This window comes from Planococcus faecalis (assembly GCF_002009235.1).
In the GTDB taxonomy this organism is placed as follows: Bacteria; Bacillota; Bacilli; order Bacillales_A; family Planococcaceae; genus Planococcus; species Planococcus kocurii.
The window spans coordinates 1,470,861-1,487,848 of record NZ_CP019401.1 but is presented as its reverse complement, the minus strand read 5'-3'; the positions used below and the strand labels follow the sequence as shown (position 1 = coordinate 1,487,848).

Below are 16,988 nucleotides of genomic sequence, written 5' to 3'. Positions count from 1 at the left end.
GATAGCGGTCATTTATTAAACCTATTTCACTAAGCTATAAACGGATTCAAGTGCCGACTCTAACTTGTCGACATCTTTTGCACCTGCCATTGCCATATCTGGCCGGCCGCCACCTTTGCCGCCACATTGTTCTGCTACGTGTTTAACGATTTGTCCTGCATGATAATCTCCGCCTGCCAAGTCTTTTGTCACGCCTGCTGCAAGCATCACTTTATCTCCGTCTGTCGCACCAAGAACGATTACTGCTTTACCCATTTTCGTTTTCAAGTCATCCATCATTTGACGCAATTGGTTATTGTCTTTTGCTTCGACTTTAACGGACAGTACGGTAATGTCTCCAATTTTTTGAGCTGCATCTAAAATGCCCGCAGATTGCGCGTTAGAGATTTTCGCAAGCAAGGATTCATTTTCACGTTGCAAGGCTTTTATTTCAGCTTGAACCGATTGCGCTTTTTGAATCATCTCTTTCGGAGAAGATTTTAATAATCCTGCCGCCTGTTCTAATACGTGCTCACTGTCTTTCAAGTTTTCATAGGCACCTTTACCTGTTAGCGCTTCGATTCTGCGTACCCCAGCACCTATGCCGCCTTCAGAAACAATTTTAAACAAGCCAATTTCCGATGTATTGAATACGTGAACGCCACCACATAACTCTAGTGAATAGTCGCCAATTTCAACGACGCGTACAACATCCCCGTATTTCTCACCGAACAATGCCATTGCACCCATATCTTTTGCTTCTTGCAAGTTATGGTATCCAGTTTGAACTGCGATTCCTTCCCATACTTTTTCGTTAACGATTTTCTCAATGGTCTCTAACTCTTCTTTCGTGACTTGGCCAAAATGAGAAAAATCAAAACGTAAACGATCTGGACCTACATAAGATCCCGCTTGGTTAACATGCGTTCCTAACGTATCTTTTAGCGCTTGGTGCAAAAGGTGTGTCGCTGTATGGTTTTTCACCGTATGACGACGATCTGCTGCGTCTACTTGTGCTGTTACAGACGCCAGTGTTAATTCTCCCGTGTTAATACGAACAGAATGTAAATTTTGGCCATTTGGTGCTTTTTTAACGTTTAATACAGTCGCTTGAACCAAATCATTGCTCAAGGTTCCGCGATCTGCTATTTGTCCGCCACTTTCTGCATAAAATGGTGTTTGATCTAGAATAACTTGAACTTCTTCGCCTTCATGTGCACGGTCAGCAAGTTCACCATCCTTAATAATAACTACTACTTTAGCATCTGAAACAGTCTGGCTATAGCCAATAAATTCACTGGCTGTTTTAATATTACCCAAAACTTCAGATTGAGTTTGCATCGAATTAACGTTTTGACGCGCGTTTCTTGCACGATCACGCTGCGCTTGCATCGCTGCTTCAAAGCCATTATGGTCGATGGTCATGCCTTCTTCTTCCGCATATTCCTCAGTCAATTCAACCGGGAACCCGTATGTGTCATAAAGACGGAATGCATCTTCACCAGGAATTTCTGTTTGTCCGTTCGCTTTTTGTTTTTCCACAACCGAAGACAAAATTGCTAAGCCGTCATGAAGTGTTTCGTGGAAACGCTGTTCTTCTAGTTTCATCACACGAATGATAAAGTCTTGTTTGTTGTTAACTTCTGGGTAAAAGCTCTTCATAATGTCTCCAACCACTGGTACTAGCTCAAACAAGAATGGCTGTTCAACGCCTAATTTTTTCGCATAACGTACGGCACGACGTAATAAGCGACGTAATACATATCCACGGCCTTCGTTAGATGGAAGGGCTCCGTCACCAATCGCAAATGCAACCGTACGGATGTGGTCAGCAATCACTTTAAACGCCATATCCATATCCGCGTCTTCGCCATATGTTTTCCCCGAAATTTCTTCCGTTTTTCGGATAATCGGTACGAATAAATCCGTATCGTAGTTGGTTGCTACATCTTGAGCCACACAAGCCATGCGCTCTAAGCCCATTCCTGTATCAATGTTTTGTTTAGGCAGTAATGTGTAGGTGTGATCCGCGTTGTGGTTGAATTGTGAGAACACCAAGTTCCAAATTTCCAAATAACGATCATTTTCGCCACCAGGATATAATTCAGGGTCAGTCAAATCGTTGCCGTAGCTTTCGCCGCGATCATAGAAAATTTCAGAGTTCGGACCACTTGGGCCTTCACCGATATCCCAGAAATTCCCTTCCAAACGAATAATGCGCTCCGCAGGTACACCCACTTCATTTAACCAAATTGCATATGCTTCTTCGTCTTCTGGATGAACTGTTATAGAAAGTTTTTCAGCGTCAAAACCGATCCATTTGTCGTCCGTTAAAAATTCCCAAGCCCAGTGAATCGCTTCAGTTTTAAAGTATTCGCCGATTGAAAAGTTCCCAAGCATTTCAAAGAATGTATGGTGACGCGCTGTTTTACCAACGTTTTCAATATCGTTCGTACGAATTGATTTTTGTGCATTTACGATTCTAGGATTGTTTGGAATGACACGGCCATCAAAGTATTTCTTTAAGGTAGCGACGCCACTGTTAATCCACAACAAGGAAGGATCTTCAAAAGGAACAAGCGGTGCACTTGGCTCCTGATCGTGGCCCTTTTCTTTAAAGAAATCAATATACATTTGTCTAATGTCTTCTGCTTTTAAATTTTTCATCTATTTTTCCTCCTTAACATAATAAAAAGCCTTCATCCCAAAAAAAGGGACGAAGGCTTTATTTCGCGGTACCACCCTAGTTACACAAAGCAGCATGCTCTGTGTCTCTCGAACACCTTAACGCGGTTCAACGGCAGGAATTAGCTGCACTCCGGAGTAGCTTTCTAAAATCGACTGTCGTCGGAGCCTTTCAGCCTAGGGTCCCGTTTCTTTTCGAATGCGATTTTATACTGTCTCCATCAATGTGTTTGTCTATCAATCTAATTTGAATTATAGAAAAAGCTTTGCGTGATGTCAATAGTGATACTTTAATTGGGCAGTGTTACTGCGTAAACCAAATCCGCTTTCCTGCGGGCTTGCGCCGAACTAACTCGGCCTTAACGCCCGAGTGGATTTCGGCACTTCGCTATCCCGCGGGAGTCTCCGTTGGTTTACTTCGTAACTTACATAACAAGTATTTATATGAAATTTAGTTTCAACACAAACAGGAAACCGCATTCTAAATTACGGTTTCCTTTGCATGTTGTGTAAATTTTAAAGATCTACTCAAGCTTCCATAAACTTTTGTGGAGTAATGCCTTCCATGCCAATCATTGGATGGATGGCGTGGACATTTTCGGCAGTTAAACTGACGGGACCGCTCTGTTCTGTCTCGACTTGTTGCTTTGTTTGTTGTTCGGTTTTTGGTTGTTCGGTTGTGACCGCTAGACGGCTTTTTAATGTGGTCATGCGCTGTGCGTCGTCCGTGCGTTCAACTCCGTAACGGAAGACGCTTGGATCTCCACAGAGAATAAGAAAATCCCTACTCCGGGTAATGCCCGTGTAAAGCAAATTGCGGCGCAACATTTTCATGTAGCCCCGAACTACTGGCATGATGACGGTTGGAAATTCAGATCCTTGTGACTTATGGATTGAACAACAGTACGCTAGCGTGAGTTGGTTTAAATCGCTACGTTCATAAGTTACTTCAATGCCATCAAAAGATGCTACTAACATGTCTTGTTTTTCAACGGTTTCTTTGGCTTTCATAATAGCGACAATTTCACCCATGTCACCATTAAAGACATTGCTTTCTGGTTGATTGACGAGCTGCAACACTTTATCGCCAATGCGGTACGTAATGTCACCAAATGCTAATTCTTTTCGTTTGCCATCCGGATTCGGGTTGACCATTTCTTGAATCAGACGGTTCAAAGCATCGATTCCAGCTGGTCCTTTATACATCGGAGCAAGCACTTGGATGTCTTTAATCGAATGACCTTTCGACAAGGCACTCCTCACAACTTTTTCAACAACAGCAGGAATTTGGTCGGCTCCCGCTTTGATAAATGAACGATCGGCCGTCTTTACAGTGATGTCTTCAGGCAATTGTCCATTTTTCATTTGATGGGCGAGTTCAATGATGGAGGAACCTGACGCTTGTCGGTAAATATCGGTTAGCTCAACAGTTGGAATCCGTTTTGATTCGAGTAAATCTCTTAGCACTTGTCCGGGACCAACCGGCGGCAATTGATCTTGGTCTCCAACGAAAATTAGCTGTGCGTCTTCTGGTACTGCTTTTAGCAGTTGATGAGCAAGCCACGTATCAACCATCGACATTTCATCGATAATAATTAATTTGCCTTCGATTTCTTTTTCGGTTTCTTCGTCTTTTTCTTGGCCATTAAAGCCTAATAAACGGTGGATTGTCATTGCCGGTAGGTCAGTGGATTCACTCAAGCGCTTGGCCGCACGTCCCGTTGGTGCTGCTAGGATAATGGGAAACGGCTCTTTTTTCTTGGCGTATTCTTTCGGATCGAGTGACAACCCGTGCAGTTCTGCATAGATTTCCACCAATCCGCGGACAACCGTGGTCTTACCGGTACCCGGTCCACCCGTTAAAATCATGACCGATGAATTAATACTGTTTTCAATCGCGTCAACTTGCGTTTCTGCATAATTCACACCAAGACGTTCCTCTGCTTCACCAAGCGCTTTACGAACTTCTGAACTTGGAAACTTTGTGCGATTTTCTTGTTCGGCCAGTAAAGTTTCCAGTTTCGTCGCAATTCCAACTTCTGAATAATACAGCGATGGCAAATAAAGCCGCGTTTCTTCGCCTGCGACTTTACTTTCTTCATTTAATTCGATAGCGGCTTTCGAAATCGCTTCAATCGCAATTTCTCCTTGCTGACGTGATTCGAGCATTTCCTTAACTAGCGGAATCAAGGTTTTAGCGTCTACATAGACATGGCCTTCAGACAGAGAAGCTTGGTTCAGAATGTGCAAAATTGCCGCTTTGATTCGGTCCGGATGACTGCCAGTGATGCCAAGCTTGGTTCCGAGTTCGTCGGCACGTTGAAAACCGATTCCTTCGATTTCTTCAATCAGCTGGAAGGGATTTTTCGTCAAAATTTCAATGGTTTCTTCGCGGTAAGCTTGATAAATACGCATGCCCACTTGAGGGCCAAAGCCCCAGTCGTTGAGCTGAATCATCACACGCTCCAGACCGAGATTCATCTGTAAAGTCGCGCGAATGGTGTCTTTTTTATCATCTGACAACCGCGGCACTTTATCTAATGCATCAGGGTCTTCAAGAATTTTCTTAATCGCATCTTTGCCGAGTTTTTTGACGATTGTTTCTGCTGTTTTCCGGCCAATGCCATTAAACATATCACTGGACAAGTAATGAATAATTCCTTGTTCGGTTTCTGGTACTTCTTTCGTAAACGTTTCTACTTGGAATTGAACACCATAACGCGGATGATTTTTCACGACGCCTGTAAAACGATACTGTTCTTCGAGCGTTAACATCGGAAAATAGCCAGATACAATAATTTCTTTTTCAGTGTACGGGGTGTTGGTTTCTTGAATTTTCACTTTGGCTATGGAGAATAAGTTTTGAGGATTGTGAAAAATCGAGACGACAGGACGCCCTAATACAAACTGTTTTTCTTCTTGAAATAAATCGATTTGTCCGGTCATTTCTGTCGTCTCCTCTTCACGTAGCTATTGTAATGTCGTTGCAATCATATCGTAAGCATATCGTGCCATTTCATTGCGCTCATCTAGCGTATACGCCTGTTTCAAATGATACATAGCGTCTTCTGTACGATTTGTCGAGACTGCGTAAAGAACACCCACATTATAATGAGCATCCGAATGATCTGGTTCGCTGTCGATTACTTGTAGAAATTGAGGTTCTGCTAGTTCAAATAATTCCATAGATGCCAAACAGATGCCATAGCTCAAGCGTGCTTGAACATCCTGTTCATCCAGTTCTACCGCGCGTTGAAAATACGGCAACGCTAGTTTCGGCTGCTCTAGTTTTTCAAAGCATTTACCGATCATAAAATGCGCATCTGCGCCTTCAAGTTCGTATTGCAATGCTTTTTCATATAGCTTTAATGCTTCTGAATAACGCTCTGAATTAAAATACAAGTTAGCCAAACCATAAAAAGCCGTCGCTGATGTCTCATCAAGCGTAATGGCTTTTTGGAAAAATCTTTCCGCACGGTCAATTTCGTCCATCGACGTTAAGACATGCCCAAAATTGATATAGCCTAGCGGGTTGTCCGGTTGTTCATCGATTGCTTGTGTGAAAGCTTCAACGGCTTTTTCTGTATTGCCTTCTTGTAATGCTTGTATCCCGATTTCGTTGTAATTCATTGTTGTCTCTCCCATTAACCGACATATTCCAAACGTGCGCCATTTTTAAAGACACGATCGATCGTTCCACCGCCTAGGCATTCTTCACCATCATAAAACACGACAGCTTGACCAGGCGTAATCGCGCGGACCGGCTCTGCAAATGTCACGATGGCTCTTTCGCCTTTGAATTCAACAGTTACACCGACATCTTGCTGACGGTAACGGAATTTTGCTGTGCATTCTAATATCCCGCTTGGTGCTGTATTTGATGTGAAGCTTAAGTTTACCGCAGTTAAGCTATCTGAGAAAAGGGCATCGTGATGAATGTTTTGTCCAACGTATAATACGTTGCGCTCTAAATCTTTTCCAATAACAAACCACGGATCTCCTGCCCCGCCGATACCAAGTCCTTGGCGTTGGCCAATTGTATAATACATCAACCCGTCATGTGAACCCATTTTAACGCCTTCTAACGTTTCCATTTGACCCGGTTGTGCTGGCAAGTATTGACCTAAGAACTCTTTAAAATTCCGTTCTCCAATAAAACAAATACCCGTGGAATCCTTTTTCGTCGCTGTTGCAAGTCCCGCTTCTAGCGCGATTTCACGGACTTTCTTTTTCTCCATATGGCCGATTGGGAACATCACTTTCGACAATTGATGTTGGTCTAGTTGATTTAAAAAGTAAGTTTGATCTTTGTTGTTGTCTTTGCCACGCAACATTTTTGTTTCGCCGTTTTCTGCGTGTTTAACTTGTGCGTAATGACCAGTTGCCAAATAATCGGCCCCCAGACTTAAAGCATGCTCTAAAAAGGCTTTGAATTTAATTTCTTTATTGCACATAACATCTGGGTTTGGCGTACGTCCTGCTTTGTATTCTTCCAAAAAATACGTGAAAACTTTGTCCCAGTATTGCTTTTCGAAATTTACCGCATAATATGGAATGCCAATTTGGTTACAGACGCGAATGACGTCTTCGTAATCTTCTGTCGCAGTGCAGACGCCATTTTCATCGGTGTCATCCCAGTTTTTCATAAAGATGCCGATAACATCGTAACCTTGTTCTTTCAATAAATACGCAGCAACCGAAGAGTCAACCCCTCCGGACATGCCGACGACAACACGTGTATCTTGTAATGATTTTGTCATTTTATTCACCTTTTCATTTTAATGCCAAACGCTGGCTGATTTGAGCTGTCTTTTCGGCAGCTTGCTTAATTGTTTCAGACGTCAATCCTAAGCCGAAGCTAAATCGAATAGAATTTCGGCTTTCAACAGCCTTATCGCCGTACATGGCAACAAGCACATGAGATGGATCAATTGAACCTGCTGTGCACGCTGATCCGCTTGAAGCTGATATTCCCGCTAAATCCAAGTTGATTAAAAACGACTCAATTTCTATACCTGAAATACTGAGATTTAAAATATGCGGCATAGAATGACTGCCATTTTCTTTATAGTTGACGTTTTGTTTATCCAAAACGTCTTTAAACATCGTTTTGTATTGCTCGTAAGCCGTTGTTTTTTCTTCCATCGTTGCTAACGCAATTTCTACCGCTTTAGCAAATGCGGAAATCGCCGGTACGTTTTCCGTTCCTGCCCGGCGCTTACGTTCTTGTTCTCCTCCGTACAACAATGGAGTTACTGCCGTTCCTTTGCGTTGGTATAAAAAGCCAACACCTTTAGGTCCGTTTAGTTTATGCGCAGAGACCGATAACAAATCAACGTTTAAGACGTTAACATCGATTGGCAATATACCAAATGCTTGAACCGCGTCGGTGTGGAATGTCACATCTGTATCTTTTAACAATTCACCGATTTCGGCAATCGGTTGTATGGTTCCAACCTCATTATTGCCCATCATGACCGATACTAGAATTGTATCGTCACGCAGCGCATTTTTCACGTCTTCTGCTCGCACGCGTCCATTTTCACCCACCGGCAAATACGTTACGTCGTAGCCTTGTCGTTCTAATTCCTCACAAGCATGCAAAATGGCATGGTGTTCAATCATTGTAGTGATGATATGCTTTCCTTCTTTTTTTGCAGCCGTGCCAAAAATCGCCGTATTGTCCGCTTCAGTACCCCCGCTAGTAAAAATAATTTCATGGTCATGAGCATGTATGCTGTCAGCTAGCAATTTGCGTGCATCATCCAGTTTTTTACGTGCCGCTCTACCGGTACCATGGATACTTGAAGGATTGCCGTAAACCGTTCCGAGTGCTTCAGAAAAAGTCGCCACCACTTCGGGATGCATGGGCGAAGTCGCCGCATGATCTAAATAAATTCGATTCATAGTTTGTTGACCCCTTTATATATAGTACATGTAATTTTCAGTTTCACCGTTTTCGGCGTTTGCCAAATCTTCAATCGTTGTGGTATCGAGAACATTTTTTACTGCATCACGAATGCGTACCCAGAGCTCACGCTGCGGTTGCTTTTCGTCTTCAATGCCTTCAACAGGTTGGATGGGACCTTCTAAAACACGAATCACATCTCCTGCTGAAATTTCTTTTGGGTGGCGCGTCAACATATAACCGCCATATGCCCCGCGAACACTTTTAACAAGCCCCGAGTTGCGTAATGGCCCCACTAGTTGCTCTAAATAAGCTTCAGAAAGGTCATTTTCCGCCGCAATTTTACGCAATGGAATCGGACCTTCTCCGTATTGTTTACCAAGTTCAATCATAATTGTCAGACCGTAACGGCCTTTGGTTGAAATTTTCATGAGTACACCTCTAAGTTTGATAATTTTCATAAGATTGGTATTCCGTAAACTAGCTGCGCTTTCCCGTGGGAGTCTCCGCTAGTTTACTCCATACTTGTTTAAAATAAATAAATTATTCTCGATAAAAATCGAATTTATTTTTCTCGAATACTTCCCCACGTGCGACTAGTTTTATTAACAGAATAATGCTAATAATACATCATAAAATAGCCGGTTTAACTACGTTTATTCTTCAAAACAGTATATCATAATTTGACTTGAATGGACTTGCAATGACTTTTGAAACCTCAAACGCTATACTGATAGAACGAATATCCGAAAGGAGTTTTTCTATGCACAACGAACCTTTAGCTTTTCGTATGCGTCCTCGAACGATTGATGAAGTCGTCGGACAAAAAGACGTCATCGGACCACATACGGCTTTATATAAAATGATTAGTAATGGACATGTACCTTCTATGCTGCTGTACGGCGAGCCTGGCATCGGCAAAACTTCTATCGCTCACGCTATCGCAGGGACATCGAATTTACCTTTTATCGCGCTGAACGCCACAACTTCTGGCAAGAAAGACGTTGAAGAAGTCGTGACCGAATCACGGATGACCGGTAAAGTATTGTTGTTTCTGGATGAAATTCACCGTTTTAACAAGTTGCAGCAAGATGCTTTGCTGCCGCATGTTGAAAGTGGTTCGATTGTTTTGATTGGTGCGACAACGGAAAATCCATTTCATGACGTTAATCCGGCAATCCGTTCGCGTTGCGGTGAAATTAAGCAATTAAAGCGGCTGTCTCAAGAAGATATTGTGCAGTTGCTAAATAGCGCATTGGCCGAACCCAAACGTGGACTCGGCAGCGAACACATTGCGATTTCCAAAAAACAAGTCGAACGCATTGCAGAAGGTACCAATGGTGACGCCCGTAAAGCATTAACGATGCTTGAATCGATTGTCATTGCTTCTGATGAAATCGATGGTAAATACATTGTGGAAGATCAGATGGTCGAACAAATGATCAAGCGTGTCGGCGTGTTCGGTGATAAAAAAGGATCGCATTTTTTTAATTTATTGTCTGCATTACAAAAATCAGTGCGCGGAAGTGATGTCAATGCAGCAATGTATTATTTGGCGCATTTATTAGAAAATGGTGACTTAACTGCTGTTACACGCCGTTTACTCGTTATGGCTTATGAGGACATTGGACTTGCCAATCCTGCTGTTGGCGGACACGTTCTCTCCGCTTGCCAAGCAGCTGATCGTCTCGGTTTACCGGAAGCCCGCATCCCGCTCGCTCAAGCAGTCGCTGAAATGTGCTTGTCCGAAAAATCCAATTCTGCCTATAAAGCCATTGATGCTGCAACTGCAGCTATTAATAAAGGCGATGTTGGCGACATTCCATTGCATTTGCGCGATACACATTACGCAGGAAGCGCCGAACTGGGGCACGGCGGATACCGCTATCCACACGACACGCCCGTCGGCTCGTTCGGTGGTTGGGCAGATCAAGATTATTTGCCAAAAGAAATAAGGTCAGCCGAGTTTTATAAGCCCATCATTGCTGGTGAGGAAAAGAAATTTGCAGGCATTTACGAAAAACTGAAAAGCTTTCGAAAAAACAAAAAATGATATGAATATCGAGCAAAGGGGCTGTCTTAAAAGTCATAAAAGTGACTTTTAAGACAGCCCCTATTTCTACAAAATTATCCGTTATAACAACAGAAAAAACCGGCTCATAAAAAGAGCCGGTTTTTTGATTAATTCATACGTACCCGTGTAATCGGAATGGATTTGGTAATATCGTTAACTACCCAACTCGCAGCAATCAAGCCCACAGTTGATGGCGTAAAGGCATTTGATGAAGGCGGCATTTGAGCTTTTCGAATGGTTGCATCCGGCTTCCCAACGGTTTCTACTACGTCTTCACGAACAATGATTGGACTTTCATCTGAAAAAATTACCGGAATGCCTTTGTAAATTCCGTTTTTGCGTAATTTTTTGCGAATGATTTTCGCTAATGGATCCGTATGGGTTTTTGAAAAATCCGCAATTTTGAAACGCGTGGGATCAGTTTTATTGGCCGCTCCCATACTGGCAATGATTTTTATGTCACGACGATAACATTCTTCCATCAAATGGACTTTGTAAATCATTGTATCGGACGCATCGATCACGTAATCAGGAGTGTAACTAAAAAATTCTTCGCACGTTTCTTCCGTATAAAACATATGCAATGAAATTACTTTGCATTCTGTATTAATGTCAGCAATCCGAGTTTTCATAACCTCTGCTTTCGATTGTCCAACCGTTGATAAATTCGCAACAAGTTGACGATTGATATTGGTGATGTCTACATTGTCTTTATCAACGAGTATAATCGTACCCACGCCGCTCCGCGCACAAGCTTCTGCTGCAAACGATCCGACACCTCCGACGCCAAGTATCGCGACAGTCGCATTTTTTAATAAATTGATTCCTTCTTTTCCTACAGCTAATTCATTTCTGGAAAATTGGTGTAGCATTCCGTCACTGCCCTTCAAAGTTGATACGCATAATAGGGATTATACACATTAAAAATCCCTCCGACAATAAATTGTCAAAGGGATAAAAATGATTTTTTAATTAAGAATCCCAATCGTGCCGTCTTTGTTGGTGCGCATCGTTTGAACCCGCTGAAAGCAGGTGGGTGACCTCTTCACCACTTATAACTTCCCGTTAAGGCATGTTAGCCATGGTGAAATTCGATCTCCCGACGACATAATGTTGGGTCAAAATCGAATTGCTTAAAACGAACACATCAGGATTCTCTATAGACTTATGTTAGCACACCTTTTTTATTTAAACAAGCTTTTTACTCTGTTACTTTTTTATTATTCTGAATGTTCAAAGATAGGCTCAATTCCTCAAGTTGCGCACCTGATACTTGACTCGGCGCATCTGTCAGCAAGTCGCTAGCGCTGGCAGTTTTGGGGAACGCAATTGTGTCACGCAAGTTCGTGCGACCTGCAAGTAGCATAACAAGACGATCCAAACCAAATGCAATTCCACCGTGTGGAGGTGTTCCATATTCGAATGCTTCCATCAAGAACCCAAATTGCGCGTTCGCTTCTTCTTTGCTAAAGCCAAGCACTTCAAACATTTTCTCTTGAATGTCGCGACGATAAATACGCGACGATCCTCCACCAAGCTCATAGCCGTTTAAAACAAGGTCATAAGCTTGTGCGCGAACGTTTTGTGGCTCAGTTGCCAGTTTGTCTAAGTCTTCTTCGAACGGCATGGTGAAGGGATGGTGAGCTGCATAGTAGCGTCCATCTTTTTCGTCGTACTCAAGTAATGGCCAATCGGTAATCCATAAGAATTTATAAACTGCGTTGTCGATTAACGCTAATTCTTTGCCAAATTTCAAGCGAAGTGCGCCTAACGCATCTGCAACTACCGATTTTTTATCTGCAACAAATAATAATAAGTCGCCTGCTTCTGCTTGCGCTCGTTCTGTTAAAGCAGTTGCGGCTTGACCTTCAAAGAATTTAGCGATCGGTCCTTTCACGCCTTCTTCTTCCACTTTCAACCAGGCAAGTCCTTTTGCTCCGTAAACTGCGGCAAAAGCACCTAGCGCGTCAATATCTTTACGAGAATAATTTGCCGCTTGCCCTTTAACATTAATCAGTTTTACTTGACCGCCGTTTTCGATAGCGCCAGTAAAGACTTTGAACGCTGAATCTTTTACTAGATCCGAAACATCCGTCAACTCTAAACCAAAGCGTACATCTGGTTTGTCTGAACCAAAACGGTCCATTGCTTCTGTGTAGCTCATGCGCTGGAAAGTTGGTTCGATGTCGATTTTTTTCACATCTTTCATCATCTGAACCATTAAGCGTTCATTCATACTGATGATATCTTCCATTGACTGGAAACTCATTTCCATATCGATTTGTGTAAATTCAGGTTGACGATCCGCGCGAAGATCTTCATCACGGAAGCAACGTGCAATTTGGTAATATTTATCAAAGCCAGATACCATCAACATTTGTTTGAATAATTGCGGAGATTGAGGCAAAGCGTAAAATTCGCCATCATGAACTCGGCTTGGTACTAAATAATCACGTGCGCCTTCAGGTGTAGATTTTGTCAAAATCGGTGTTTCCACTTCGATAAAACCTTCTTCGTCCAAAAAGCGACGAATCGATTTTGTCACGTCTGAACGCATTTTGAATGTTTCGTACATCGCAGGACGACGCAAATCCAAGTAACGATATTTCAAGCGTAAATCTTCATTAACATCTGTATTGTCTTCGATGGCAAATGGGGGATTTTTCGCAGCGTTTATTACAGCTGCATGATCTACTTGCACTTCAATTTCGCCAGTTTTCATCGCAGTATTAACTTGGCCTTCCGCTCTTTTGACAACCAGTCCGTCAATATGAACGACAAATTCATTACGTAACGATTCGCCAATGGCAGCGGCTTCTTTTGAAATTTCCGGATTAAACACAACTTGCACAATTCCAGAACGGTCACGGACGTCCACAAAGATTAATCCACCAAGGTCGCGACGTTTTTGTACCCATCCTTTTAATGTGACACGTTGTCCAATAGCCGTTTCGTTCACTTCTCCACAATAATGCGTTCTTGACATATTTATTCCTCCAGTGATTTCTTTTTCAATAAGCTTGCTGCGATTTCTTCGAATGCCATTTCCTGTTGCTCACCCGTCGCCATTTCTTTTAATGCCACTTTGCCGCTCTCAAGTTCCGTTTCACCAATAACGACAACAAATGCAGCTCCTTTACGGTCAGCTGATTTCATTTGCGCTTTTACTTTGCGCCCGGCGAAATCCATGTCAGCCGAAATGCCGTTCAAGCGTAAATCACGAACAACAGCAAAGGCTTTTTTCTTCGTCGTTTCGTCCGTCGCTACTACGTAAACTTCTAAATTATTGGATTGACCAATTTCGACTTTTTCCATTTCAAGCGCTAGTAACAGTCGCTCAATACTCATCGCAAAACCAATTCCAGGTGACTCGGGTCCGCCAAGGTCTTCAACAAGTCCGTTGTAACGTCCTCCACCAGCTAAAGTGGTAATGGCACCAAAGCCTTCCGCATCGCTCATAATTTCAAAAGCGGTATGGTTATAATAATCAAGTCCGCGCACTAAATTCGGATCCACGACAAATTCAATATCCATGCTTGAAAGGTAAGCTTGCACTTCATCAAAATAAGCTTGTGATTCTTCATTTAAATAATCGGCCAGTGACGGCGCTGTTGCCATTAACGGATGTTGACGGTCTACTTTGCAGTCTAGAATACGTAACGGATTTTTCTCGAGACGCGTCTGGCAATCGCTACAAAATTCATTGATACTCGGTTCGAAATGGGTAACCAAGGCTTTTTTGTGTGCTACGCGACTTTCCGTATCACCAAGTGAGTTGATGACTAAGCGTAATTGCTTAAGCCCGACAGCACGGTATACTTCCATTGCCAGTGAAATTACTTCAGCATCGATTGCTGGATCTTTGGAACCAATTGCTTCTACTCCAAATTGGACAAACTGGCGCATGCGCCCTGCTTGTGGACGTTCGTAGCGAAACATTGGACCGGTATAAAATAGTTTTACCGGCTGGTCCGGCATACCAAATAATTTATTCTCAACATAAGAACGAACGACTGAAGCTGTGCCTTCTGGGCGCAATGTTAACGAACGTTCGCCACGATCTTGGAATGTGTACATTTCTTTTTGAACGATATCTGTCGTGTCACCGACACCGCGCTGGAATAATTCCGTGTGTTCAAAAATTGGCGTGCGTATTTCTTTGTATTGGTAAAGTCTGCAGAGGTTATTTATTTTTTGTTCAACTTCTTGCCATTTAGCAGATTGATCGGGCAGCACATCATATGTGCCGCGTGGCGCTTGAATATTCATCTGTTAGTTCACTCCTTTATTTTTCCATACAAAAAAGCTCTCGCCCCTTGCTTTACGCAAGGGACGAGAGCTCGTATTAGCTTCCGCGGTTCCACCCTAGTTGATGCAAAAAATGCATCCTCTCATTCCGGGTAACGGCCGGTTCCGTTTTTTCCTAATAAGCGGCAAGCGCAGTTCAGAAAAAAGCCTCAAAAGTGTTTTTCGTCGCACTTGTCTGCAGGAAAGTTTACAGCCCGAGACTTCCCCTCTCTTTTCAGCCAAATCATGCAATTACTTTCTTTGTCGTCAGCAAATATATAAGGATAATAAATCAATCTTAATAATTTGCCCGTAGCTTGTCAACCTTTTTGACACAAGCGCTGTAATATTTGATACTATTGAAGAGAAGTTCTCTTAGGGGGTAACGCATGAAACACAAGGGCTTAATTGCAATTATTCTATTCTTTTTATTCATAGCCAGTAGCTTTCCGTTGCTAGATAACAATCATGTTTCGGCTGATTCAGGCACAGTTGAAATTACCGGAACCATGGTCAACGTTCGTTCAGGTCCTGGGTTGTCCTACAGCGTCACGGGTGATTTAGAACAAGGGCAGACAGCTTCCGTTATTTCCAAACAAGGTGACTGGTTACAAGTACAGGTCGACCGGCAAGAAGGATGGATTGCTTCGTGGCTAACTGCAGCGTCTGACGAAGACCAAACGGCCACTGGGCAAACAGCTGTCTCTTCTGTCAATGGTCTCAACGTACGTTCGCAAGCTGATTTATCGGCAGCTGTGCTCACCAAAATGGATGCCGGCGATACCGCTGAAATCATTGGCGTGGCGGATGACTGGCTTGAGATTAGTTTTCGTAATACACGCGGATTTGTTTCCAAACAGTATATTGTCTCTAGCGACAAAGACACAACGTCAGAAAAACCGGCAGATTCAGCTGAATCTGAACAAAAGAAAGAACCTATCTCCAAAGTTTCTTCTTTTGAAATCGCAGTCAACACATTAAATATTCGTTCAAAACCTGACCTCAGTTCAAAAATTCAACAGACTGGCACGAAAGGCGAAGTCTTTCCTGTAATTTCTATGGAAGGCCATTGGGTAGAAATCGAATTGGCAAAAGGAAAAAAAGGCTGGGTTTATGCTTTTCACGGCCAATTATCAGATCAGACAGCAGAGACTGTTACAAGTGACGACAAAGAAGCTGTCACAATTTTAACGGATGGCACCAATTTGCGGAGCCAAGCTTCGACTGATTCTGAAGTAGTCAGCCGGGCAGATGCTGGAAATCAGCTAGCCGTCGTTGATAAGCAAGAAGATTGGTATCAAGTTCTTCTCGCCGACGGGCAGACTGCTTTTGTAGCAGAGTGGGTCGTATCTACAGAAGAAACATTTTCCCAAAAAGAACAAGTTGATTCTCCTGACCGCAAAAAAGGAACATTGGACGGTCTGACTATCGTTCTAGATCCGGGTCACGGTGGCAATGACGGTGGTACAGTGGGCGTGCGCAAAACACAAGAAAAAGAGTTAACCTTAAAAACAGCAGAAATTTTATCGCGTCATTTAAATGCAGCAGGTGCAGAAGTTGTTATGACGCGGCAATCAGATACTTACGTCGACCTTCGCACACGCGTCGCTGGAAGTCACCAAGCTGGAGCAGACGCTTTTGTCAGCATCCACTATGATGCGACCGACGACAGCAGCGTCTCCGGATTCACATCGTACTACCAACACGATTTCCAAAAAGAATTAGCCGCCTATTTAAATGAAGAACTTGGCAAAAAATTGACCTTGCAAGACCGTGGCGTTCAGCATGGCAATTACTTGGTATTGCGCGAAAACAAACAGCCTGCCGTTCTAGTCGAACTTGGCTTTTTGAGCAATTTTAACGAAGAACGCGTGTTGACTAGCAGTCAATTCCGCGAACAGGCGGCGCTCGGCCTCTACACTGGTCTAATCAACTATTTCGATGCACAGCTTGTTGAGTAATAAAAGCACGGAGGACATGTCCTTCGTGCTTTTTTCTGTGTATATTTGGCGACCTCCCACTAGATCGCGCGTTTTTCCGCTGGACCGCACTTAT

At 43.0% G+C, this 16,988-nt stretch carries 11 protein-coding genes, 1 other RNA gene and 2 other annotated features; of the genes, 2 read left to right on the top strand and 10 right to left on the bottom strand.

The window, feature by feature from the left end:
- Positions 1-21: 21 nt before the first annotated feature.
- The 6 genes from alaS to cymR all read right to left on the bottom strand — a co-directional run bounded on the left by alaS (position 22) and on the right by cymR (position 9,003).
- Positions 22-2,646, bottom strand: coding sequence for an alanine--tRNA ligase (gene alaS / locus AJGP001_RS07385; RefSeq protein ID WP_078080330.1), 2,625 nt, complete (start codon positions 2,644-2,646; stop codon positions 22-24).
- A gap of 42 nt (positions 2,647-2,688) precedes the next feature.
- Positions 2,689-2,898: a binding site (T-box leader), on the bottom strand.
- Between the two features lie 294 nt (positions 2,899-3,192).
- Positions 3,193-5,610 carry an SF1B family DNA helicase RecD2 gene (gene recD2, locus AJGP001_RS07380; RefSeq protein WP_071154362.1) on the bottom strand — a complete coding sequence of 806 codons (2,418 nt, stop codon included), beginning with the start codon at positions 5,608-5,610 and terminating at the stop codon, positions 3,193-3,195.
- Positions 5,611-5,634: 24 nt separating this feature from the next.
- On the bottom strand, positions 5,635-6,294 hold the full coding sequence (locus AJGP001_RS07375; RefSeq protein WP_071154361.1) for a tetratricopeptide repeat protein: 660 nt from the start codon (positions 6,292-6,294) through the stop codon (positions 5,635-5,637).
- Between the two features lie 14 nt (positions 6,295-6,308).
- Positions 6,309-7,424, bottom strand: a complete 1,116-nt coding sequence (gene mnmA, locus AJGP001_RS07370) for a tRNA 2-thiouridine(34) synthase MnmA (RefSeq protein ID WP_078080328.1) — start codon at positions 7,422-7,424, stop codon at positions 6,309-6,311.
- Between the two features lie 13 nt (positions 7,425-7,437).
- A complete protein-coding gene (locus tag AJGP001_RS07365; protein WP_071154360.1) occupies positions 7,438-8,571 on the bottom strand; it encodes a cysteine desulfurase family protein in 1,134 nt (377 codons plus the stop codon).
- A gap of 15 nt (positions 8,572-8,586) precedes the next feature.
- Entirely contained in the window at positions 8,587-9,003 is a 417-nt protein-coding gene (gene cymR, locus AJGP001_RS07360; RefSeq protein ID WP_058385603.1) for a cysteine metabolism transcriptional regulator CymR, read from the bottom strand.
- 332 nt (positions 9,004-9,335) lie between these two features.
- Here cymR and AJGP001_RS07355 point away from each other — a divergent pair, with 332 nt between their 5' ends.
- Positions 9,336-10,625, top strand: coding sequence for a replication-associated recombination protein A (locus AJGP001_RS07355; protein ID WP_058385604.1), 1,290 nt, complete (start codon positions 9,336-9,338; stop codon positions 10,623-10,625).
- A 128-nt stretch (positions 10,626-10,753) separates the two neighbouring features.
- On the opposite strand, the gene AJGP001_RS07350 is transcribed toward AJGP001_RS07355, so the two are convergent.
- The 4 genes from AJGP001_RS07350 to hisS form a co-directional block, all read right to left on the bottom strand.
- Positions 10,754-11,518: a tRNA threonylcarbamoyladenosine dehydratase gene (locus AJGP001_RS07350; RefSeq protein WP_058385605.1), complete on the bottom strand. Its 765-nt coding sequence runs from the start codon at positions 11,516-11,518 to the stop codon at positions 10,754-10,756.
- Between the two features lie 102 nt (positions 11,519-11,620).
- Positions 11,621-11,803, bottom strand: a non-coding RNA gene (gene ssrS / locus AJGP001_RS07345) — 6S RNA.
- A 44-nt stretch (positions 11,804-11,847) separates the two neighbouring features.
- Complete coding sequence (aspS, locus tag AJGP001_RS07340) at positions 11,848-13,632, bottom strand: aspartate--tRNA ligase (protein ID WP_071154359.1); 1,785 nt, start codon at positions 13,630-13,632, stop codon at positions 11,848-11,850.
- 2 nt (positions 13,633-13,634) lie between these two features.
- Entirely contained in the window at positions 13,635-14,915 is a 1,281-nt protein-coding gene (gene hisS / locus AJGP001_RS07335) for a histidine--tRNA ligase (protein WP_078080327.1), read from the bottom strand.
- Positions 14,916-14,971: 56 nt separating this feature from the next.
- Positions 14,972-15,210, bottom strand: a binding site (T-box leader).
- A 112-nt stretch (positions 15,211-15,322) separates the two neighbouring features.
- On the opposite strand from hisS, the gene AJGP001_RS07330 reads away from it, so the two are divergent.
- Complete coding sequence (locus tag AJGP001_RS07330) at positions 15,323-16,894, top strand: N-acetylmuramoyl-L-alanine amidase family protein (RefSeq protein WP_071154358.1); 1,572 nt, start codon at positions 15,323-15,325, stop codon at positions 16,892-16,894.
- Positions 16,895-16,988: the final 94 nt, after the last annotated feature.

Excerpts from the sequence above, each read along its gene's own strand:
- alaS (WP_078080330.1), bottom strand. The coding sequence starts at position 2,646 with ATGAAAAATTTAAAAGCAGAAGACATTAGACAAATGTATATTGATTTC.
- recD2 (WP_071154362.1), bottom strand. The coding sequence starts at position 5,610 with ATGACCGGACAAATCGATTTATTTCAAGAAGAAAAACAGTTTGTATTA.
- AJGP001_RS07375 (WP_071154361.1), bottom strand. The coding sequence starts at position 6,294 with ATGAATTACAACGAAATCGGGATACAAGCATTACAAGAAGGCAATACA.
- mnmA (WP_078080328.1), bottom strand. The coding sequence starts at position 7,424 with ATGACAAAATCATTACAAGATACACGTGTTGTCGTCGGCATGTCCGGA.
- AJGP001_RS07365 (WP_071154360.1), bottom strand. The coding sequence starts at position 8,571 with ATGAATCGAATTTATTTAGATCATGCGGCGACTTCGCCCATGCATCCC.
- cymR (WP_058385603.1), bottom strand. The coding sequence starts at position 9,003 with ATGAAAATTTCAACCAAAGGCCGTTACGGTCTGACAATTATGATTGAA.
- AJGP001_RS07355 (WP_058385604.1), top strand. The coding sequence starts at position 9,336 with ATGCACAACGAACCTTTAGCTTTTCGTATGCGTCCTCGAACGATTGAT.
- AJGP001_RS07350 (WP_058385605.1), bottom strand. The coding sequence starts at position 11,518 with ATGCTACACCAATTTTCCAGAAATGAATTAGCTGTAGGAAAAGAAGGA.
- aspS (WP_071154359.1), bottom strand. The coding sequence starts at position 13,632 with ATGTCAAGAACGCATTATTGTGGAGAAGTGAACGAAACGGCTATTGGA.
- hisS (WP_078080327.1), bottom strand. The coding sequence starts at position 14,915 with ATGAATATTCAAGCGCCACGCGGCACATATGATGTGCTGCCCGATCAA.
- AJGP001_RS07330 (WP_071154358.1), top strand. The coding sequence starts at position 15,323 with ATGAAACACAAGGGCTTAATTGCAATTATTCTATTCTTTTTATTCATA.